The sequence below is a fragment of the Nonomuraea rosea genome, assembly GCF_039539705.1.
Classification (GTDB): Bacteria; Actinomycetota; Actinomycetes; order Streptosporangiales; family Streptosporangiaceae; genus Nonomuraea; species Nonomuraea rosea.
Genome location: NZ_BAABDQ010000037.1, coordinates 111,591 through 131,024, shown reverse-complemented (window position 1 = coordinate 131,024; position 19,434 = coordinate 111,591). Strand labels below are relative to the sequence as shown.

Annotated in this window: 20 protein-coding genes; 17 read left to right on the top strand and 3 right to left on the bottom strand. The window is 72.7% G+C overall.

Going from position 1 to position 19,434, the window contains the following annotated elements; all coding sequences use genetic code 11:
* Window positions 1–47 precede the first annotated feature (47 nt).
* The 17 genes from ABEA43_RS51310 (at window position 48) to ABEA43_RS51230 (ending at window position 17,209) form a co-directional block, all read left to right on the top strand.
* Entirely contained in the window at window positions 48–794 is a 747-nt protein-coding gene (locus tag ABEA43_RS51310) for a response regulator (protein WP_345573548.1), read from the top strand.
* Window positions 795–832: 38 nt separating this feature from the next.
* A complete protein-coding gene (locus ABEA43_RS51305) occupies window positions 833–1,162 on the top strand; it encodes a TcmI family type II polyketide cyclase (RefSeq protein WP_345573546.1) in 330 nt (109 codons plus the stop codon).
* Complete coding sequence (locus tag ABEA43_RS51300) at window positions 1,159–2,814, top strand: acetyl-CoA carboxylase carboxyltransferase subunit alpha (protein WP_345573544.1); 1,656 nt, start codon at window positions 1,159–1,161, stop codon at window positions 2,812–2,814. Before ABEA43_RS51305 ends, ABEA43_RS51300 begins: the two co-directional genes overlap by 4 nt.
* Entirely contained in the window at window positions 2,807–3,253 is a 447-nt protein-coding gene (locus ABEA43_RS51295; protein WP_345573540.1) for an acetyl-CoA carboxylase biotin carboxyl carrier protein, read from the top strand. Before ABEA43_RS51300 ends, ABEA43_RS51295 begins: the two co-directional genes overlap by 8 nt.
* Complete coding sequence (locus ABEA43_RS51290; RefSeq protein WP_345573538.1) at window positions 3,250–4,617, top strand: acetyl-CoA carboxylase biotin carboxylase subunit; 1,368 nt, start codon at window positions 3,250–3,252, stop codon at window positions 4,615–4,617. The genes ABEA43_RS51295 and ABEA43_RS51290 overlap by 4 nt, the downstream gene beginning before the upstream one ends.
* 48 nt (window positions 4,618–4,665) lie before the next feature.
* The gene (locus ABEA43_RS51285; RefSeq protein ID WP_345573585.1) at window positions 4,666–5,412 is read left to right on the top strand and encodes a response regulator transcription factor; all 747 of its coding nucleotides are present in this window, start codon (window positions 4,666–4,668) and stop codon (window positions 5,410–5,412) included.
* Complete coding sequence (locus ABEA43_RS51280; protein ID WP_345573536.1) at window positions 5,409–6,758, top strand: sensor histidine kinase; 1,350 nt, start codon at window positions 5,409–5,411, stop codon at window positions 6,756–6,758. The genes ABEA43_RS51285 and ABEA43_RS51280 overlap by 4 nt, the downstream gene beginning before the upstream one ends.
* A 128-nt stretch (window positions 6,759–6,886) precedes the next feature.
* Window positions 6,887–8,791 (top strand): multicopper oxidase family protein, encoded by a 1,905-nt coding sequence (locus ABEA43_RS51275; RefSeq protein WP_345573534.1) that lies wholly within the window; start codon window positions 6,887–6,889, stop codon window positions 8,789–8,791.
* A 96-nt stretch (window positions 8,792–8,887) separates the two neighbouring features.
* Window positions 8,888–9,391 carry a hypothetical protein gene (locus ABEA43_RS51270; protein WP_345573531.1) on the top strand — a complete coding sequence of 168 codons (504 nt, stop codon included), beginning with the start codon at window positions 8,888–8,890 and terminating at the stop codon, window positions 9,389–9,391.
* The gene (locus tag ABEA43_RS51265) at window positions 9,388–10,440 is read left to right on the top strand and encodes a peptidoglycan-binding protein (RefSeq protein ID WP_345573529.1); all 1,053 of its coding nucleotides are present in this window, start codon (window positions 9,388–9,390) and stop codon (window positions 10,438–10,440) included. Before ABEA43_RS51270 ends, ABEA43_RS51265 begins: the two co-directional genes overlap by 4 nt.
* Window positions 10,437–11,117: an ABC transporter ATP-binding protein gene (locus ABEA43_RS51260; RefSeq protein WP_425570573.1), complete on the top strand. Its 681-nt coding sequence runs from the start codon at window positions 10,437–10,439 to the stop codon at window positions 11,115–11,117. The genes ABEA43_RS51265 and ABEA43_RS51260 overlap by 4 nt, the downstream gene beginning before the upstream one ends.
* Window positions 11,114–12,334, top strand: coding sequence for an ABC transporter permease (locus ABEA43_RS51255; protein WP_345573525.1), 1,221 nt, complete (start codon window positions 11,114–11,116; stop codon window positions 12,332–12,334). The genes ABEA43_RS51260 and ABEA43_RS51255 overlap by 4 nt, the downstream gene beginning before the upstream one ends.
* Window positions 12,335–12,434: 100 nt before the next feature.
* On the top strand, window positions 12,435–12,677 hold the full coding sequence (locus ABEA43_RS51250; RefSeq protein ID WP_345573522.1) for an acyl carrier protein: 243 nt from the start codon (window positions 12,435–12,437) through the stop codon (window positions 12,675–12,677).
* The gene (locus tag ABEA43_RS51245) at window positions 12,674–13,495 is read left to right on the top strand and encodes a cupin domain-containing protein (protein WP_345573520.1); all 822 of its coding nucleotides are present in this window, start codon (window positions 12,674–12,676) and stop codon (window positions 13,493–13,495) included. Before ABEA43_RS51250 ends, ABEA43_RS51245 begins: the two co-directional genes overlap by 4 nt.
* Window positions 13,492–14,757, top strand: a complete 1,266-nt coding sequence (locus ABEA43_RS51240; RefSeq protein ID WP_345573518.1) for a beta-ketoacyl-[acyl-carrier-protein] synthase family protein — start codon at window positions 13,492–13,494, stop codon at window positions 14,755–14,757. Before ABEA43_RS51245 ends, ABEA43_RS51240 begins: the two co-directional genes overlap by 4 nt.
* Window positions 14,754–15,974, top strand: coding sequence for a beta-ketoacyl synthase N-terminal-like domain-containing protein (locus ABEA43_RS51235; RefSeq protein WP_345573516.1), 1,221 nt, complete (start codon window positions 14,754–14,756; stop codon window positions 15,972–15,974). Before ABEA43_RS51240 ends, ABEA43_RS51235 begins: the two co-directional genes overlap by 4 nt.
* 98 nt (window positions 15,975–16,072) lie before the next feature.
* Entirely contained in the window at window positions 16,073–17,209 is a 1,137-nt protein-coding gene (locus ABEA43_RS51230) for a S1C family serine protease (protein ID WP_345573514.1), read from the top strand.
* On the opposite strand, the gene ABEA43_RS51225 is transcribed toward ABEA43_RS51230, so the two are convergent.
* From ABEA43_RS51225 to ABEA43_RS51215, 3 genes are read right to left on the bottom strand one after another with little or no spacing between them, the layout of a single operon-like run.
* Window positions 17,196–18,071 (bottom strand): 5-oxoprolinase subunit C family protein, encoded by an 876-nt coding sequence (locus tag ABEA43_RS51225; RefSeq protein ID WP_345573512.1) that lies wholly within the window; start codon window positions 18,069–18,071, stop codon window positions 17,196–17,198. The genes ABEA43_RS51230 and ABEA43_RS51225 overlap by 14 nt on opposite strands.
* Window positions 18,068–18,682 carry a 5-oxoprolinase subunit B family protein gene (locus tag ABEA43_RS51220; RefSeq protein WP_345573510.1) on the bottom strand — a complete coding sequence of 205 codons (615 nt, stop codon included), beginning with the start codon at window positions 18,680–18,682 and terminating at the stop codon, window positions 18,068–18,070. Before ABEA43_RS51220 ends, ABEA43_RS51225 begins: the two co-directional genes overlap by 4 nt.
* Window positions 18,679–19,434: a LamB/YcsF family protein gene (locus ABEA43_RS51215; protein ID WP_345573508.1), complete on the bottom strand. Its 756-nt coding sequence runs from the start codon at window positions 19,432–19,434 to the stop codon at window positions 18,679–18,681. Before ABEA43_RS51215 ends, ABEA43_RS51220 begins: the two co-directional genes overlap by 4 nt.

Here is a 19,434-nt window from a genome sequence, read left to right as displayed (position 1 = left end):
GAACGGCACTCAGGGTGGCCATTGTGTCCGACGGGGAGGAGACATCAATGATCCGGATCATGCTCGTGGACGATCAGCCGCTGGTACGCCGGGGGTTACGCGCCATCTTCGACGACGTACCGGACGTGTCGGTGGTGAGGGAGGCGGCCAACGGGGTGGAGGCGCTGCATGGGTTGCGTGGGAATCACGCGGATGTGGTGCTGATGGATATCAACATGCCTCGGATGGGGGGTTTGGAGGCGACGCGGCGGATCTGTGAGGGGTCGGGGCCGCAGGTGATTATTTTGACGATGTACGACCAGGATGAGTACGTCTTCGAGGCGCTGCGGGCGGGTGCGTCGGGGTTCGTGCTGAAGGATTCGTCGCCGGAGTTGCTGGTGGAGGCGGTGCGTACGGTGGCGTCGGGGGAGGGGTTGCTGGCTCCGTCGGTGACGCGGCGGTTGATCGCGGAGTTCGCTCGGCGTCCGGTGGTGTCGGCCGCGGTGGTGCCGGGGCTGGTGGGGTTGACGGATCGGGAGCTGGATGTGTTCCGGTTGCTGGTGCGGGGTCATCGCAACGAGGACATCGCGCGGTTGCTGGTGCTGGGGGAGTCGACGGTGAAGTCACACGTTCAGCATCTGTATCAGAAGCTGGGGGTGCGTGACCGGGTGCAGGTGGTGATCTACGCCTACGAGAACGGGCTTGTCCAGCCCGGCAGGGGATGGGACTCCATCGACGGGACGACCTCGTCCACCGGAAAGGGGAGACGGGAGTTCATGTTGGCGGCGGGAGACACACGCCGCGCGGCTTCCTAGCGTGGCGGCTGTCCAGATCCCGACGACGAGGAGACCTCGTGACCGACAGGAGTCTGATCGTGGCCCGCCTGGAGCCCGGGGCGGCGGCCGACGTGGCGCGCCTCTTCGGGGCTTCCGACGCCACCGCCCTTCCGCACGACCTGGGCGTGATCCGCCGTCATCTGTTCCAGTACCACGACCTGTACTTCCACTATGTCGAGTTCGACGGCGACGCTCGCGAGCAGGTCGGCAAGGCCCGAGGCCGCTCCGACTTCCAGCGGCTCAGCGCCGACCTCGACCGATACGTCAAGCCATTCGACCCCGCCACCTGGCGCAGCCCGGCCGATGCGATGGCCGGCGAGTTCTACGGGTGGGAGCGCAGCTCATGACCCTCACGCTGAGTGCCGCCACCACGTCCTGGACCGCCTGCGCCGGTTGCGGAGCCCTGCTCTACCTGCCCAAACTGGCCCGCAGCAAGCACGTGTGCCCCGACTGCGGGCACCACCACCGGCTGGGCGCCCGCGAGCGCCTGGGCCTGCTGCTCGACGAGAACACCTTCCAGGCCGCCCCCGGCGTGCGCAGCGGCGACCCGCTCGGCTTCACCGACTCGCGCCCGTACCCGGAGCGGCTGGAGGCCGGGCGGCGGGCCACCGGGCTCGCCGACGCCGCCCTCTACGGCAAGGGCCTGCTCGGCGGGCGGCCCCTCATCGCGCTGGCCATGGACTTCGCGTTCATGGGCGGCAGTATGGGCTCGGCCGTCGGCGAGATGGTCGCCAGGGCCGCCGACGAGGCGCTGGCCACCCGCAGCCCCCTGCTGCTCGTGGCCGCCAGTGGTGGCGCCCGGATGCAGGAGGGCGCCCTGTCGCTCATGCAGATGGCCAAGACCGCCGCCGCGCTGCGCCGCCTGCGCAGGGCCGGCGTGCCCTCCATCTGCCTGCTGACCGATCCCACCTTCGGCGGGGTCACCGCCTCCTTCGCCACGCTGGCCGACATCCTGGTCGCCGAGCGCGGCAGCCTGATCGGCTTCGCCGGGCCGCGCGTCATCGCCGCCGCCACCCGCGAACGCCTGCCCGAGGGGTTCCAGACGGCCGAGTACCTGTTCTCGCGCGGCATGCTCGACCGGGTCGAGTCGCGCGAGGCGGTGCGGCCGCTGCTGGCCCGCCTGCTCAACCTGCTGGACGCCGGGACGGCCCCGTACCGGGACGGGCCCGCGGCCTGCGGCGAGGACGGCGGCGAGCCGGCCGCGAGCGCCTGGGAGACCGTCAGGATCGCCCGCGACATCCAGCGGCCCAGCACGCTCGACTACCTCGGCCACATGTGCGAGGACTTCGTCGAGCTGCACGGCGACCGGACGCACGGCGACGACCGGGCCATCGTCGGCGGGCTCGGGGTCATGGACGGCGTCCGCGCCGTGATCATCGGTCACCAGAAGGGCCACGACACGCGGGAGCTGGTCTCCCGGAACTTCGGCATGGCCCATCCCGAGGGCTACCGCAAGGCGCTGCGGCTCATGCGGATGGCTGAGTCGTACGGGCTGCCGGTGGTCACGCTGATCGACACCCAAGGCGCGGCCCCCGGCATCGGAGCCGAGGAACGAGGCCAGGCGTGGGCCATCGCCTCCGCCATCGCCGGGATGGGCGAGCTGCGGGTGCCCATCGTGGCGACGGTCACCGGCGAGGGCGGCAGCGGCGGCGCGCTGGCGCTCGGCGTGGCCGACGAAGTGCTGATGACGCGCAACGCCTGCTACTCCGTCATCAGCCCCGAGAGCTGCTCGACGATCCTGACCGGCGGCCCGTCCCAGGCGGCCCGGATGGCCGAGTCGCTTCGCCTCACCGCGCCGGAGCTGCTCCGCCTCGGCGTGATCGACGGCATCGTGCCCGAGCCGGCGGGCGGCAGCCAGGCCGACCACGCGCTGGCCGCCGCCCACCTCAAGGACGCGATCCTGCGCACGCTGGCCCGGCTGGCCCACCTGCGCCCTGATGAGCTGGTCCGGCGCCGCCACGACAGGTTCCGCGGCCTGGGACCGGTCACCGATGGCTGAGCAGGAGTGGAGCGAGGAGTTCCGGCTGCTGCGCGCCGAGGCCAGCAGCCTCGTCAAGACCATCCCCGGCACGGTGTCCAGCGTCGTGCTCCGCGCCGGTGACCGCAGCGTGGAGATCTCGTGGACCCACCAGGAGACCTCCACGACCGAGCGGCAGTCGCCGCCCCGGGAGGAGGAGAGCGCCGACCTGTCGCTCAGGTCGATCGTCGCGCCCCTGGTCGGTACGTTCTACGTGGCCCCGGAACCAGGCGCGGAACCCTTCACCCGCCTCGGCTCACGGGTCGAGCCCGGCCAGACCGTGGCCATCGTGGAGGCGATGAAGCTGATGAACCAGGTGCCGTCGGAGTGGTCGGGAGAGGTCGTGGAGGTCCTCGTCGGCGACGGCCAGCCGGTCGAGTTCGGTCAGGAGCTGGTACGCGTGCGGGTGACGGACGCATGACCGCGCCGCCGTTCCGCAAGGTGCTCATCGCCAACCGCGGCGAGATCGCCCTGCGCATCGCCAGGACCTGCCGCGAGCTCGGCATCGCGACGGTGGCCGTCTACAGCACGCCCGATCGCGACAGCGCGGTGGTGCGCTTCGCCGACGAGGCCGTGCACATCGGCCCCGCCGCGCCGAGGCGCAGCTACCTGTCCATGCCGGGGCCCATCGAGGCGGCGCTGCGCTGCGGCGCCGACGCGGTGCACCCCGGCTACGGCTTCCTGTCGGAGGACCCGGACTTCGCCACCGTCTGCGCCGACAATGGCCTGACCTTCATCGGCCCCCGCCCCGAGGTGATGGCCGGAGTCGGCGACAAGGCCAAGGTGCGCGAGCTGATGCGCGCCGCCGGGCTGCCCGTGCTGCCCGGCAGCGATGGGGCCGTGCCCACGCGGGCCGAGGCCGAACGGGTGGCCGCCGAGATCGGCTACCCGCTGGTGGTCAAGGCCGCCGCGGGCGGCGGCGGCCGGGGCATCGGCGTCGTCAGGAGCACCGCCGAGCTGCCGCGCGTCTACCGGGAGACCGTGGCGCTGGCCCGCGCGGTCTTCGGCGACGGCGAGGTGTACCTGGAGCGGTACGTCGGACGAGCCCGCCACGTCGAGGTCCAGGTGCTCGGCGACGAGGTCGGCAACGTCGTCCACCTGGGCGAGCGCGACTGCTCGCTGCAGCGGCGCAACCAGAAGCTGGTCGAGGAGGCGCCCTCGCCAGGGCTCGACGAGCGGACGCGGTCCGAGCTGGGCGAGTACGCCGTCGCGGGCGCCAGGGCCGTCGGATACACCGGCGCGGGCACGATGGAGTTCCTGGTGGACCACGCGGGCACCGTGACGTTCATGGAGCTGAACGCCCGCATCCAGGTCGAGCACCCGGTCACCGAGGCGCTCACCGGGATCGACCTGATCCGCGAGCAGATCAGGATCGCCGCCGGGCTGCCGCTCAGCGTCAAGCAGGAGGACGTGCGCCCGGCCGGCGCGGCCATCGAGTGCCGGGTCAACGCCGAGGACCCCGAGGCGGGCTTCCGGCCGTCGCCGGGCCTCCTGGAGGTCTTCGACGTGCCAGGCGGCCCGTGGACGCGGGTGGACTCGGGGTTCGTCCGCGGGGACTCCGTGCCGCCGTACTACGACTCGCTGCTGGCCAAACTGATCGTCTGGGCGCCCACCCGGGCGGAGGCGATCGCGCGGGCCGACCGGGCGCTGTCGGAGTTCGCCGTCGAGGGGCCCGGCGTCGTCACCACCATCCCGCTGCTGCGCAGGCTCATCGGGCATCCCGTCTTCGCCGCGGGCGAGCACACCACGTGCTTCGTGCACGAGCTGCTCGGAGGAGGACCGTGACGTGGCGGTCAGCGGACCTTCAGCTTTTCGTCAGTCTGGCCGATGATGATGATCGGCGAGGCCGGCGACGGGAAGCGGGGCGGAAGCGTGGCCGAGACAGGCAGAAGACCGGAGGCACGGCTGCTCGTCATCGAGGACGAGCCCGACATCCGCGAGCTGCTCGCGGCCAGCCTGCGTTTCTCCGGGTTCGAGGTGGTGAGCCTGGCCAGGGGGATGGGCGCGATCGAGGCGGCGCTACGGCACCGCCCCGACCTGATCATCCTGGACGTCATGCTGCCCGACCTCGACGGGTTCGAGGTGATCAAACGGTTACGCTCCGGCGGTGATCGCACTCCGGTGCTGTTCCTGACCGCCCGTGACTCGGTGGACGACCGGATCAAGGGGCTCACCCTGGGCGGCGACGACTACGTGAGCAAGCCGTTCAGTCTCGACGAGGTCGTCGCCCGGATCAGGGCCGTGCTGCGGCGGCTGCGCGAGGGCGCGAGCGCGCCGCCGTCCCGGCTCACCTTCGCCGACATCGAGCTGGACGAGGAGAGCCACCAGACCTGGCGCGGCGGCGAGCCGGTCCAGCTCTCCCCGACCGAATTCAACCTGCTGCGTTACTTCATGCTCAACGTCGGGCGGGTGCTGTCGAAGGCCCAGATCCTCGACCACGTCTGGCATTACGACTTCCGGGGCGCCGACGGCATCGTGGAGAAGTACATCTCCGCCCTGCGCAGGAAGGTGGACCACCGCGACCCGCGGCTCATCCACACGCTGCGCGGTGTCGGATACGTGCTCAGGCCACCCCAGTGAGCAGGCGGGCGAGCAGGACGCCCCTCCGCGTCAAGCTCACCGTCACCGTGGTGCTGCTGGTGACGGTCGCGGCGGTGGTGATCAGCGCGGCCAGTGTGCTGCTGCTGCGCGACCGCCTGCTCGACCGGGCGGACGACCAGCTCGCACGGGTCACCGAGACCCTGCACAACGACATGCGCGACGAGCGTCCCAGCCCGCAGGGCCAGCTCCTCGTCTATGTGCCGAGCGACGTCTCCGTGCTGCAGATCGGCCAGGACGGCAGCGTGATCGCCCGCTCCAGGAGCGCCGACCCGGCCTTCGAGGCCGCGCTGCCGGACAGCCTGCCCGCGGGCCTGTCCACCGTGGAGAGCTGGCGGGTCTTCAAGGACGGTCAGCTCGTCGTGGCGATGCCTCTCACCCAAGTGAACGAGACCGTCGCCCAGATGGCCTGGATCGACGCGGTCGTGGCGCTGATCGTGGTGGCGATCGTGGCCGCCGCCGGGGTGGCCGTCGTCCAGGGCAGCATGCAGCCGCTGCAGGAGATCGAGCGCACGGCCGAGGTCATCGCCGCGGGCGACCTGTCGCAACGGGTCGAGGCGGACGATGACAGGACGGAGGTGGGGCGGCTGGCGCGGGCGCTGAACGGCATGCTGGCCCAGATCGAGGCCGCCTTCCGGGCCAGGGCCGCCTCCGAGGCGTACATGCGGCGCTTCGTCGCCGACGCCGGGCACGAGCTGCGCACGCCGCTGACCGCCATCCGCGGCTTCGCCGACCTGTACACCCGCCAGCGCGGCGAGGACGAGCTGGTCTCGAGGATCGGCAGGGCGGCGGGCCGGATGACCCTGCTGGTGGAGGACCTCCTGCTGCTGGCCCATCTCGACCAGCGCAGGCCGCTGCGCGGCGACCGGGTCGACCTGCTTGCCGTCGCGGCCGAGGCCGTGCAGGAGTGGGCGCTGCTGGCCCGCGACCGCAGGATCGACCTCGCCGTCAAGGGCGAGAACGCGCCGCTGGTGATCGGCGACGAGTCGCGGCTGCGCCAGGTCATCGGCAACCTGCTCAGCAACGCGGTACGGCACACACCGCCGGGCACCGCCGTCGAGGTCCGGCTGCTGGAGGGCCGGCTGGACGACGGGGCGCCGGCCGTCGTGCTGGAGGTCGCCGACCAGGGCCCTGGGCTGTCCCGCGAACAGGCCGAGCGGGTCTTCGAACGGTTCTACCGGGCCGACCAGGCCCGCTCGCGCGGCGAGGGCGGCAGCGGGCTGGGTCTGGCCATCGTCTCCGCACTCGCCGTCGCGCACGGAGGCGTGGCCGAGGCCGACCCCGGTCCCGGCGCGGTCTTCCGGGTGCGCCTGCCCGCCGCTGACTGAACGGTCTGCCTGTGGTCAGGTGGCGTTCAGCCCCGACCGTTTCGATGAGGTCTCGTCCAAAGGATGAGAAGTCTTCTCATCACCGTGGTGGAAGACCTGTGCAACAGGGGGTGCCTAGCGTGGCGGCCGTGGATGAAGAGGGTGTTTTCCGGAGGAGACCGACCCGGCGCCAGGCGTTCGCCGGCACCGGCGCGGCGATCGGAGTGGCACTGGGCGGATGGGGATGGACGCAGGCGCGGGCCCGCGCGGGCGAGCCGCCCAGGGAGCCGGCGCTGGTGCTGGACAAGTTCGTGGACCGGCTGCCGATCCCGCCGGTCGTCAAGCCGCGGCAGCGGGGGCCGCTGTGGGAGCTGACGATCCGGATGCGGGTGGCCGAGCGGCGGCTGCACTCCCAGATGCCTCCCACCCGCCTGTGGACCTATGAGGGCTCCTTCCCCGGGCCGACGATCGAGGTGGAGCGCGGCCAGCGGGTCAGGGTCGCCTGGGTCAACCAGCTCGCCGCCCCCATCCCGCTCGAAGCGGTTCAGGTGTCCGACGAGGGGCTGCCGGCGGACAAGCCGCCGGCGAACTACCCCGGCCGCGACGGCGTCGAGCCGGTCCCCGAGGTCCGCGCGTTACCCGCCTGGGCAGCGGTGCATCTGCACGGCTCGCGTACCGGCGGCGGCAACGACGGCTGGGCCGAGAACGCGGTTCACCCCGGCGACGCCCAGCTCTCCGAATACCCCAACGACCAGCCGGCGACCACGCTCTGGTACCACGACCACGCCATGCACCTGACCAGGTTCACCGTTTTCTCCGGACTGGTCGGCATGTACCTCGTCCGGGACAAGGAGGAGACGGCACTCGGGCTGCCGCGCGGCAGGCAGGAGATCCCGCTGGTGCTCTGCGACCGCAACTTCGACCTCGGCTCCGAGGGCACGCCCGACGGGCGGCTGCTGCACAAAGTCATCCTGGAACGGGTGGAACCGCCCTCTCCCGGCTTCTTCCTGGGGCCGTACAACCTGGTCAACGGCGTCGTGTGGCCGTATCTGGACGTGGAGCCGCGCTGGTACCGCTTCCGGGTGCTGAACGCCTCCAACGCGCGCACATACCGGCTGATGCTGCTGGACCAGGACGGGCAACCGCTGTCCGGGGCGATGAAGGTGATCGGCTCGGACTCGGGATTGCTCGGCGCGCCGGCGCCGGTGACCGGGGCGCTCACGCTCGCGCCGGCCGAGCGGGCCGACGTGCTGGTGGACTTCTCCGCGCTGGCCGGCAGGACGCTCAAGCTGGTCGACACCTATCCGGGCGTCACCCCCGGCCAGCCCAACCCGCGCAACGGCATCCCCGAGCCGGACATCATGAAGATCAACGTGTCCGGCGGGGATCCTGGCGGGGGTTTCACGTTGCCGGCCGTGATCTCGCCGTCGTTCAAGCGGCTGACTCACGACGACGTCCCCGAGACGCACGGGCACCGGTGGATCGTCGTCCCGCCCGCCGCGACCTTCACCGGCCAGCCCAACGAGCTGGGCATGTGGGAGATGGCCGAGGTCGACCCGGGCTCCGTCACCATCCCGAGCGCCGGGATCGTCCAGGTGCAGGGTCCCGACGGCACGGTCAAGACCCTCCGGCGGGTGGCCGGCGAGTACGCCGACCGCAGCGACTTCGTCATCCCGCGCGACCAGTGGGAGGTGTGGAACTTCCTGATCCTCACCCGCCAGCCGCACCCGATGCACGTGCACATGATCCGCTTCCAGACCCTGAGCAGGGACGTCTACGACCGCACCGGCTGGAGCGACAGCGTGCGCGGCACCACCAAGCCGATCACGTTCCTGCGCCAGGGGCCGCTCGAAGGCCACGAACAGGGCTGGAAGGACGTCGTACGGGCGCAAGGCGTCGAGCTGGCCACCGTACTCGGGAAGTTCGATCAGGTGGGCCGCTACGTCTACCACTGCCACATCCTCGAACACGAGATGCACATGATGCGTCCGTACGTCGTGATGCCCCCTGAGGTGCTGAAACTTCATCCGCACGAGGCCGGCGGGCACCACTGAACTGTCAGGATGTTTTCTGGCGAATGGGCAGGGCCCGGTCAGCTTCGGCGGAGAGATTGTGCTCGGAGGTGATCGAAGATGAGACCACTTTGGTCCATGATCCTTATCTGTACCGCCGTGCTGGCCCTCCAGGCCTGTTCCAGCCCGCCAGGAGAGCCGAGCGCAGCCCGGCCCCAGCCCTCGGCGTCGGCGTCGGCGTCCTCGACCGGCGGCACCGAGGACGGCCTGGCCCGCTGGATGACCTGCATGCAGGAGAACGGCGTCCCGGTGGAGGACCCCCGGGAGAGCGGCCGGCTCAGTGCGGCCGACACCGGCGTCAGCCAGGAGACGCTGGAGAAGGCCCAGGAGGCCTGCCGGCAGTACGTCCAGCCGGCCGCGGGCGACCGGCCCAACGCCAACGACCCGAGCGTGATGGACAAGTACCTCGCCTACGCCGTCTGCATGCGCGAGAACGGCGTCGACATGCCCGACCCGAAGGCCGACGCCAACGGTGAGATCCTGATGGAGTCGAAGACGGCCACCGACTCCCCCCAGTACGTCAAGGCCAACAAGGCTTGTGAGAGCAAACTGCCCGGTGGCGGTCCCGGCGGCGCGCGGTGAGCAGGCGCGGGCTGATCGCATCCGCCGCCGCCGTGCTGCTGATAGGCGGAGGGGCCGCCGCGGTGGCCCTGCTGGTGCCGGGCGAGGGCGCGGTGGCGGGAGGAGGCGCGACGCCGCTGCCTCCGGCCACCGCGGCGGTGCAGCGCGGCGACATGGTGGACACCCTGACCGTCAGCGGCGTCCTCGGCCACGGCGCCGAGCGGCCGGTGGTCAACTCCGCGGGCGGCACGCTCACCGCGTTGCCCGCGGAGGGCGCGGTCGTCCGCCGCGGCGGCGAGCTCTACGAGGTCGACCGCGACCCCGTGACCCTGATGTACGGCCCCAAGCCCATGCACCGCACCCTGGAGCTCGGGGTGAGCGACGGCGCGGACGTGCGCCACCTGGAGAAGAACCTCAAGGCGCTCCGCCACGACCTCAAGGTCGACGATCACTTCGACTGGTCCACGGTTAATGCCGTGTGCGCCTGGCAGAAGGCCGCCGGCCTGCCGGTGACCGGCGAGGTCACCAAGTCCCAGGTCGTGTTCCTGCCCGGTGAGGTACGCGTCCAGGCCCTGCGCGCCGCCACCGGCACGACGGTCCGCCCGGGACAGACCCTCCTCACGGTCACGGGCGTCGGGAAGATCGTGACCGTGCAGCTCGACGCCGGCCGCCAGAGCCTGGCCGAGAAGGGCGCCCCCGTCCAGCTCCAGCTCCCCGGCGAGCTGGAGTTGACGGGCAAGATCGCGGCGGTGGGCACCGTGGCCAAGCCGGCCGAGGACGGCGCGTCCACCGTGGAGGTCCGCGTCACCCTGGACGATCCGGCCAAGGCCGGCACGCTCGACCAGGCGCCGGTCAGCGTCGAGCTGCAGAGCGAGACCCGCCGCGACGTGCTGTCGGTGCCGGTGGAGGCGCTGCTCGCGCTGCGTGCGGGCGGCTACGGCGTCGAGGTCGTCGAAGGCTCCTCCGTACGGGTCGTGCCCGTCAAGGCCGGGATCTTCGCCGGCGGCCGCGTCGAGGTGTCGGGCGACGGTCTGACCGAGGGCATGCGGGTGGGGGTGCCGGCCACGTGACGCCCATCGTCAGCCTGGAGAGCGTGGTGAAGACCTACGACGGCGGCGTGGCCGCACTGCGCGGCGTCGACCTGGACATCCACCCCGGGGAGCTGCTCGCCATCGTCGGCCCCTCCGGCTCGGGCAAGTCGACGCTCCTGCACATGATGGGCGTGCTCGACCGCCCGACCTCGGGCCGGGTGATCATCGCCGGTCACGACGCCGGCCGCCTGCCGGACCGTGACCTGTCGGGCCTGCGTGCCTCGCTGCTCGGCTTCGTCTTCCAGCAGTTCCACCTGGCCGCGGGGGTCTCCGCGCTGGACAACGTGGCCGACGGCATGCTCTATTCGGGCGTCCCGCTGCCCGAGCGGCGCCGGCGTGCGGCCCAGGCGCTGGAACGGGTCGGCCTGGGCGCCCGCATGCGGCACCGCCCGCACGAGCTGTCCGGTGGCGAGCAGCAGCGCGTCGCCGTGGCCAGGGCCGCCGTCCGGGAGCCGGCGATCCTCTACGCCGACGAGCCCACCGGCAATCTCGACACCGCCTCCGGCGCCGAGGTGCTGAACGTCCTCAGGTCGCTCAACGCCGAGGGCACCACCATCGCCATCATCACGCACGACCATGAGGTGGCCGCCGCGGCGGGCCGCCAGGTCGGGATGCGCGACGGCCGCGTCGTGTCCGACGTCAGGAACGTCGCATGACCCGCCCGCGGCTCGGGGAAGGCGGCGCGACGACCGTCCGGCCGGCCCGGCTGACCACGCGCGACCTGCTCAGAGTCGGGCTGGCCGGCCTGCGGGTACGTCGCATGCGCGTCGTGCTCGCCTCGCTGGGCATCGCGATCGGCATCGCCACCATGGTCGCCGTGGTCGGCATCTCCTCCTCCAGCCAGGCGGACCTCCTGCGCAGGCTCGACGAACTCGGCACCAACATGCTGACCGTCAAGGCCGGGCAGACCCTGATGGGCGGGGACGCCAAGCTGCCGGAGCAGTCGGTGGCCATGGCGGGCAGGATCGACGACGTCTACACGGTGGCCGCCACCGGAGATCTGGAGGCGAGCGTCTATCGCACCGACCGGGTTCCGGCCGAGCGCACCGGCGGGATCTCGGTCCGCGCGGCCACGCTGGGGCTGCTGGACACCGTACAGAGCCGGGTACGCACCGGCTCCTGGTTCACCGAAGCCACCGAGCGCTTCCCCACCGTGGTGCTCGGCGACCTGGCCGCGCGCCGGCTGGGCGTGACCGCCCCCGGCTCGCAGGTATGGCTGGGCGGGCGCTGGTACACCGTGCTCGGCGTGCTGGATCCGGTGCCGCTCGCGCCCGGCATCGACCGCGCGGCGCTCGTCGGCTGGAACGGCGCGAAGGAGCTGCTGGGCTTCGACGGCCATCCGACCACTCTCTACGAACGCTCCACCCCTGAGGCCGTCGAGACGGTCAGGAGCGTGCTGCCGCGCACGGTGAACCCCGAACACCCGGAGGAGGTCACCGTCAGCCGTCCGTCGGACGCGCTGGCAGCCCGCGCGGCCACGGCGGGCGCCTTCACCAACCTGCTGCTCGGCCTGGGAGCCGTCGCGCTACTGGTCGGCGGCGTGGGCGTGGCCAACACGATGGTCGTCTCGGTGCTGGAGCGGCGCAAGGAGATCGGCCTGCGCCGGGCACTCGGCGCCACCAGGGGTCACATCCGGGCCCAGTTCCTGGCCGAGTCGCTGCTCTTGTCCGGCCTGGGCGGCGTGGTGGGGCTGGCCCTCGGCGCGCTCGTGACCTCGGGCTACGCGCTGTCCAACGGCCTGCCCACGGTGGTGCCGCCCTGGGCGGTCGGCGGCGGGCTGGCCGCGGTCGTGGTCATCGGCTCCGTGGCCGGCCTCTACCCGGCCGTGCGGGCGGCCCGGCTCTCCCCGACGGTCGCCCTCGGTACGACCTGACCCCCACCTCCGGGAGGGGGACCTCCTCCCGGAGGCTCGCCGGGACTTTCATCACGGTGGCGGAAGACCCGCCAGGCCCCCGGCTCCTAGCGTGAGCCGCATGCCAGCCAACACCTTCACCCCGGCAGACCTGAGGACCTTGCTCCTGGCCGTGGGCCTGGGGCCCGCGCAGGACGATTACACCCTGACCTTCGAGGAGCTCGCGCTGGACTCGCTGGCCAGGGTCGAGATCGCCACGAGGATCGAGGACCGCTTCGGCCTCGCCCTGGACATCGACGCCGGCCAGAGCCCCGCGCAGGTGGCCGAGATCGTCAACCAGCGCCTGGCGGGAGCCGCGTCATGATCGGCCACACCGACAACGCCATCGAGATCGACGCGCCGATCGGTTTCGTCTGGGCACGGACGAACGACGTGCGTACCTGGCCCGAGCTGTTCACCGAGTACGCCAAAGTGGAGGTGCTGGAGGAGGCGGACGACTCGGTCGTCTTCCGGCTCACCATGCACCCCGACGAGCAGGGCCGCGAGTGGTCGTGGGTGTCCCGGCGGAGCTGGGACCGCGACACCTGGACCGTGCGCGCCCGCCGGGTCGAGACCGGGCCGTTCGAGTTCATGAACATCACCTGGACGTACGAGGAGCTCGCGGCCGACCGCACGCGCATGCGCTGGGTCCAGGACTTCCACATGAAGCCCGCCGCCCCCGTCGACACCGCGGGCATGACCGAGCACATCAACCGCAACACCCGCGTCCAGATGGAGGTCATCAAGGAGCGGGTGGAGCAGAGCCGGCGGGCCGTCGTCGGCTTCACCGACGTGCCCTCCAACACCCGTCGCGGCGGCGACCTGCGCACCCTGGTCTCCCCGGCCACCGTGGGCGCCAGCTCGGGCTTCCTCGGCGCGGTCCGCCTGGCCTCCGGCGAGCAGGTCGCCGAGCACTACCACCCCTACTCCGAGGAGTTCATCTTCCTGGCCAGGGGCGAGCTCCGCGTGGACCTCGACGGCGAGCCGGTCGCCGTGAGCGCCGAGCAGTCGCTGCTCGTGCCCAGGAACGTCCGCCACCGCCTGACGAACGTCGGCGCGGGCGAGGCCCTGGCGGTCTTCCAGCTCGCCCCGCTGGCCCCCCGGCCCGAGCTGGGCCACGTCGACACCGAGGTGGTCCCATGAAGGGCGGGCCCCGGCGCAGCGTCGTCACCGGGATCGGCGTGATCGCCCCCGGCGGGGGCAATCGCGAGGAGTTCTGGCAACGCATCACGGGAGGCAAGCCGGCCATCCGGCGGATCACGACGTTCGACCCCGAGCCGTTCCGCTCCCAGATCGCCGCCGAGTGCGACTTCGACCCCGCCGCCCACGGCCTCACTCCTCAGGAGGTCAGACGGCTGGACCGGTTCGTGCTGATGGCGCTGGCCTGCGCGCGGGAGGCGTACGCCGACAGCGGGCTGAGCTCGCCCGACCCCGAGCGGACCGGCGTCTCGCTCGGCACGGCCGTCGGCTCCACCATCCGCCTGGAGGAGGAGTACATCGTCGCCAGCAACGGCGGCCGTGACTGGGTGGTCGACCCGACCCACGTCGCCCCGTTCCTCTACCAGGCGCTGGTGCCCTCCAGCGCGGCCGCGGAGCTGGCCGTCCGCTTCCACGCCCAGGGCCCGGCCGCGGTGATCTCGACCGGCTGCACCTCCGGCATCGACGCGATCGGCCATGCCCACACGCTCATCCAGGACGGCGAGGCCGACGTCGTCCTCGCCGGCGCCTCCGACGCGCCGATCTCGCCGATCACCGTGGCCTGCTTCGACGCGATCAGAGCGACCAGCCCGCGCAACGCCGACCCCGAGCAGGCTTCGCGGCCCTTCGACGCCGACCGGCAGGGCTTCGTGCTCGGCGAGGGCGCGGCCGTGCTGATCGTGGAGGAGCTCCAGCACGCCCTGGCCCGCGGAGCGCGCGTGTACTGCGAGATCACCGGCTTCGGCGCCCGCGCCAACGCCTTCCACATGACCGGCCTGCGCCCCGACGGGTTCGAGCTGGGCGAGGCGATCTCCGAGGCGATGGACCGGGCGCGCCTCGCGCCGGAGGACCTCGGCTACATCAGCGCCCACGGCTCCGGCACCAAGCAGAACGACCGGCACGAGACGGCCGCCTACAAGCGGGCGCTCGGCGAGGCCGCCCGCCACATCCCGATCAGCTCCATCAAGTCGGTCATCGGGCACTCGCTCGGCGCCATCGGCTCGATCGAGATGGCGGCGTGCGCGCTGGCGATCCAGCGCGGCGTGGTCCCGCCCACGGCCAACCTGACCACCCCCGATCCCGAATGCGATCTGGACTACATCCCGGTCACCGCCAGAGAGGTCACCGTGGAACACGCGCTGTCGGCCGGCAGCGGGTTCGGCGGCTTCCAGTCGGCGATGGTCTTGTCCCGGCTGGAGGCCGCGTGAGCCGCAGGATGGCGATCACCGGGATCGGCGTGGTCGCGCCGACCGGGCTGGGCGCGGCCGAGCACTGGGCGAACGGTCTGGCCGGACGCTCAGGGCTGCGCCCCCTGCCCGACTCCGGAGCCCTGCCGATGAAGGTGGGCGGGCAGGTGACGGGCTTTGCGGAGGACGAGCTGATCGAGCCGCGGCTGCGGGTCCAGACCGACAGGTGGTCGTGGATGGCGCTGGCCGCGACCGAGTTGGCGCTGGCGGACGCGGCGCTCGACCCCCAGGGGGAGTTCCCGTTCCACCTGTCGGTGGTCACCGCCAGCTCCTCGGGCGGGAACGCGTTCGGCCAGCGGGAGATCGAGGCGCTCTACAGGTCCGGGCCGCGGGCGGTCAGCGCGTACCAGTCGATCGGCTGGTTCTACGCCGCCAGCAGCGGCCAGATCTCCATCCGGCACCGGGTCAAGGGGCCCTGCGGGGTGATCATCTCCGACGGGGCGGGCGGGATCGACGCGCTCGCTCAGGCAGGGCGGCACATCCGGCGGGGCGTCCAGGCGGTGCTGGTGGGCGGGACGGAGGCGCCGCTGTCGCCGTACGCGCTGGTCTGCCAGGCCGGGCAGGGCACGTTCAGCGGCGAGCCCGACCCCGCGCTCGCCTACCGGCCCTTCAGCCGGCAGGCGAGCGGCTTCGTGCCGGGAGAGGGCGGCGCGATGCTGGTGGTCGAGGAGTGGCAGCGCGCCCACCTGCGTCCGGCCGCCCACGTGTACGCCGAGATCACCGGCACCGCCGCCACCCACGACGCCCGCCACCCCGCCGCGCCACCTGCCGACGGCGGGCAACTCGCTCGGGCCATGCGCCTGGCGCTGGAGCGGGCCGGCTGCGACGCCGGAGACGTGGACGCGGTCTTCGCCGACGGCGCGGGCACCCCGGAGGGCGACAGGGCCGAGGCACAGGCGCTGACCGAGGTGTTCGGCGGGCGGAAGGTCCCGGTCACGGTCCCCAAGACCATGACCGGCCGGCTGAACTCCGGCGCCGCCGCACTCGACGTGGCCTGGGCAGCGCTCGCGCTGCACCACGGCGTGCTGCCGCCCACGATCAACGCCGGAGATCTCGCCCACGACCTCGACCTGGTCACCCAGGCCAGGGAGCTGCCCGGGCTGCGCACCGTGCTCGTCGTGGCGCGGGGGACCGGCGGGTTCAACGCGGCGGCGGTGCTGCGCGCCCCTGACAGATGACGACCGGCCGCGGTCACAGGAATAAGTCAGCCAGACGTCAGCGCGGTGGCAGGTAGCGGCCCGACTGTGGCACTACACGCCATGTCAGGGAGGCCGCATTGTCGACCAAGGGCCGCGAGGGCGGCATCGTGTACACGTACTATCCCGGAAGGGGATCGTGGCAGGTGGAACCGCCGGAACCACCGGAACCGCCGCCTCCGCCGCCCCGCCGCGGCCGTCTCACCGCCGCGGTCGCTGGGATCGTCGCGGGCTCGCTGCTGGCCTGGCTGCTCGGCGGCCTGCTGCCGGGACGCCACAGGGAGCGGGAACGCGCCTCGGCCGTGATCGCGCCGGCTCCCGTCCCCGGCACCACCACGCCCGCTCCCCGGCATGGTGACGAGCCTGCCGACATCGCCGGCGCCGTGCTGCCCAGCGTCGTCTTGGTGACCGCGCCGGGCGGCACGGGCTCGGGAGTGGTGTACGACGCCGAGGGCACCGTGCTGACCGACGCGCACGTGGTCGCGGCGACGACGGGCGAGGTCACGCTGCGCCTGACGGATGGTGCCGCGCTCCAGGCCGCCGTCGTGGGCGCCGACCCCGTCTCCGGCCTCGCGGTGCTCAAGGCCGTGGACGCGGCGGGCCTGCGGCCGGCCAGGCTGGGCGACAGCGACGAGACCAGGGTCGGTGAGGAGGTGCTGGCCATCGGCAGCCCCTTCGGCCTGGAGGGCACGGTCACCGCCGGGATCGTCAGCGCACTGAACCGCACGCCGGCCGGCGAGGCCGGCCCGCTGGCGCTCGCCGACGCCATCCAGACCGACGCCGCCATCAATCCGGGCAACTCAGGCGGCGCGCTCGTCGACATGGACGGGGAAGTGATCGGCATCAACACGGCCCTCGCGGGCACCGGGACCGGCAGCGCCGGCATCGGCTTCGCCATCCCGGTGAACGAGGCCAAGCGGGTCGCCGACCGGCTGCTGGCAACGGGCCGGGTCGAGCACGCCCGCCTCGGCGTCTCGGCCCTCGACTCCCCGAGCCGGCCGGGCGCCCTGGTCGGCGACCTGACCGGGGGCGGCCCCGCGGACGAGGCGGGACTGCGCCAGAACGACGTGATCACGGCCCTCGCCGGCACGGCCGTCACCTCGGCTGCCGGCCTCATCGCCGCCGTACGTGCCCACCGCCCCGGCGAGCGCGTCAGCGTGACGTACGAACGCCAGGGCACGCAGCGTACGACGGAGGTGGTCCTCACCGGACCCTGAAGCCTCGCGTCCCGTCAGGAGCGGCGGCGACCCTGAAACGGACCTCGTCCCCCGGCCGCAGTTGGGCAGCGATCGGCAGGTCGGCGGTGCGGACCACGGCGACGACCGGATAACCCCCGGTGGGCGGATGGTCGGCGAGGAAGACGATCGGCTGCCCGCTCGGCGGCACCTGCACCGCACCGACGACCACGCCCTCGCTCGGCAGCTCGCCCTCCTTGGCCCTGGCCAGCTCGGGCCCGCTCAGGCGGACGCCCACGCGGTTGCTGTCCTGGCTCACCGTGTACGGGCGCGCGCACAGCTCGGCCAGCGCGTCCGCCGTGAACCAGTCGTCGCGCGGCCCCGGCAGCACCCTCAGGACCGGCGGGCGCGGCCCCGGCAGCGGCGCCTGATCGACCGAGATGACGCCTTCCGGCCGGCCGACGGGCAGCAGCGTGCCCGCCCGCAGCGGCTCGGGCCCGAGCCCGGACAGCGAGTCGGTGGAGCGGCTGCCGAGCACCGGCTCGACCGCGATCCCGCCGCGTACGGCCAGATAGGTCCGCAACCCGCGCACCGGCGCGCCGAGCCGTAGCTCGCCGCCCGGCGGCACCCAGAAGGGCACCGCCATCCCCGCGCCGCGCACGTCCCCGGCCGGCACGGGCGCGCCCGCCAGCGCCACCCACGCCCCGTCCGCGAACCGCAGCCGCGCCAGCCCGAACGTCAGCTCGACCCCCGCCAGCCCCTCCGCGTTGCCCACCAGCCGGTTGGCCAGCCGCAGGCTCGCCGTGTCCGCCGCGCCCGACCTGGGCACCCCCAGGTGGGCGTAACCGGGCCGGCCGAGATCCTGGACGGTCGCGTAAGGACCGGGCGCCAGCACCTCGATCATGCGGGCTCGAAACGGACGCGCACGCCCGGCCTGAACAGCGAGGGCGGATCGGCCGCCACGTCCCACACCTGGAGCGACGTGCGCCCGAGCAACCGCCAGCCGCCGGGCGAGGCGGTCGGGTAGACGGCGGAGTAGGGGCCCGCGATCGCCACGGAACCGGCGGGCACCGAGGTGCGCGGCGTGTCCAGCCTGGGCAGCTCCAGCACCGGATCGAGCCCCGTGAGGTAGGCGAAACCGGGAGCGAACCCCAGCCACCCCACCACCAGCTCGCGCCCCGAGTGCCGGGAGATCACCTCGTCCACCGAGATCCCGGCCGATTCGGCCACGGAATCGAGATCGGCCCCGTCATAGACCACCGGAATCGTCACGACCGGCTCCTCGGCCGCTCCCGCGCCGGTCCTGCCGCGCTCCTGCTCGACGACCGCCGTCAGCCGCGCCCGCAGCCGGTCCTGATCCGCCTCGGGAGCCACGACGAGCACGCTCTCCGGCCCCGGCACGATCTCGACGACCTCGGCGGGCCGGTCGGCCCGCAGCGCCGCGTCCAGCCGGTGCGACAGCGCCAGCGAGCCCGTCTCCACGAGCAGCCCGTGCTCCCCGGCGGCCCTGATCACGTGAACGCCTGAAGGACCACGCCGGCCCCCAGCAACTCGTCGCGCACCGCCTGCGCCAGCCGGACGGCGTCAGGCGTGTCTCCGTGGACGCAGATGGAACGGGCAGAAATCGGTACGGAACTGCCGTCAGCGGCCGTCACAGAGCCTTCCACGGCCATCTGGAGGGCACGGGCGGACACCACGGCGGCGTCGTGGACCACCGCGCCGGGCTCCCGCCGCGGGACCAGCGTCCCGGCCACGGTGTAGGCCCGGTCGGCGAACGCCTCGCAGACCGTCGGAACGCCCTCCGCCGCGGCCACCGCGTGCACCGCGGAGCCGGGCAGCGTGAGCACCGGCAGCGAGGGGTCGTAGTCGGACACGGCGTCGATCACCGCCGCCGCCTGGACCGCGTCGCGGCAGATCCGGTTGTAGAGGGCGCCGTGGGGCTTGACGTAGGACACCCGGCCGCCCATCGCCCTGGCGATGCCGTCCACGGCCGCGAGCTGGTAGAGCACCTCGGCGCACAGCTCCTCCGGCTCGACGTCCATGTCCCTGCGGCCGAAGTGCGCCAGGTCGCGATAGGACACCTGCGCCCCGATCGCCACGCCCCGGTCGACGGCCGCCGCGCAGGTGCGCCTGATGGTCACGGGGTCGCCGGCGTGGAAGCCGCAGGCCACGTTGGCGCTCGTGACGATGTCGAGCAGCGCGAGGTCGTCGCCGAGCCGCCAGATGCCGAAGCCCTCACCCAGGTCAGCGTTGAGGTCGATCACCAT

Excerpts from the sequence above, each read along its gene's own strand:
- ABEA43_RS51245 (WP_345573520.1), top strand. The coding sequence starts at position 12,674 with ATGATCGGCCACACCGACAACGCCATCGAGATCGACGCGCCGATCGGT.
- ABEA43_RS51295 (WP_345573540.1), top strand. The coding sequence starts at position 2,807 with ATGGCTGAGCAGGAGTGGAGCGAGGAGTTCCGGCTGCTGCGCGCCGAG.
- ABEA43_RS51300 (WP_345573544.1), top strand. The coding sequence starts at position 1,159 with ATGACCCTCACGCTGAGTGCCGCCACCACGTCCTGGACCGCCTGCGCC.
- ABEA43_RS51285 (WP_345573585.1), top strand. The coding sequence starts at position 4,666 with ATGATCGGCGAGGCCGGCGACGGGAAGCGGGGCGGAAGCGTGGCCGAG.
- ABEA43_RS51250 (WP_345573522.1), top strand. The coding sequence starts at position 12,435 with ATGCCAGCCAACACCTTCACCCCGGCAGACCTGAGGACCTTGCTCCTG.
- ABEA43_RS51225 (WP_345573512.1), bottom strand. The coding sequence starts at position 18,071 with ATGATCGAGGTGCTGGCGCCCGGTCCTTACGCGACCGTCCAGGATCTC.
- ABEA43_RS51270 (WP_345573531.1), top strand. The coding sequence starts at position 8,888 with ATGATCCTTATCTGTACCGCCGTGCTGGCCCTCCAGGCCTGTTCCAGC.
- ABEA43_RS51255 (WP_345573525.1), top strand. The coding sequence starts at position 11,114 with ATGACCCGCCCGCGGCTCGGGGAAGGCGGCGCGACGACCGTCCGGCCG.
- ABEA43_RS51215 (WP_345573508.1), bottom strand. The coding sequence starts at position 19,434 with ATGGTGATCGACCTCAACGCTGACCTGGGTGAGGGCTTCGGCATCTGG.
- ABEA43_RS51310 (WP_345573548.1), top strand. The coding sequence starts at position 48 with ATGATCCGGATCATGCTCGTGGACGATCAGCCGCTGGTACGCCGGGGG.
- ABEA43_RS51240 (WP_345573518.1), top strand. The coding sequence starts at position 13,492 with ATGAAGGGCGGGCCCCGGCGCAGCGTCGTCACCGGGATCGGCGTGATC.
- ABEA43_RS51290 (WP_345573538.1), top strand. The coding sequence starts at position 3,250 with ATGACCGCGCCGCCGTTCCGCAAGGTGCTCATCGCCAACCGCGGCGAG.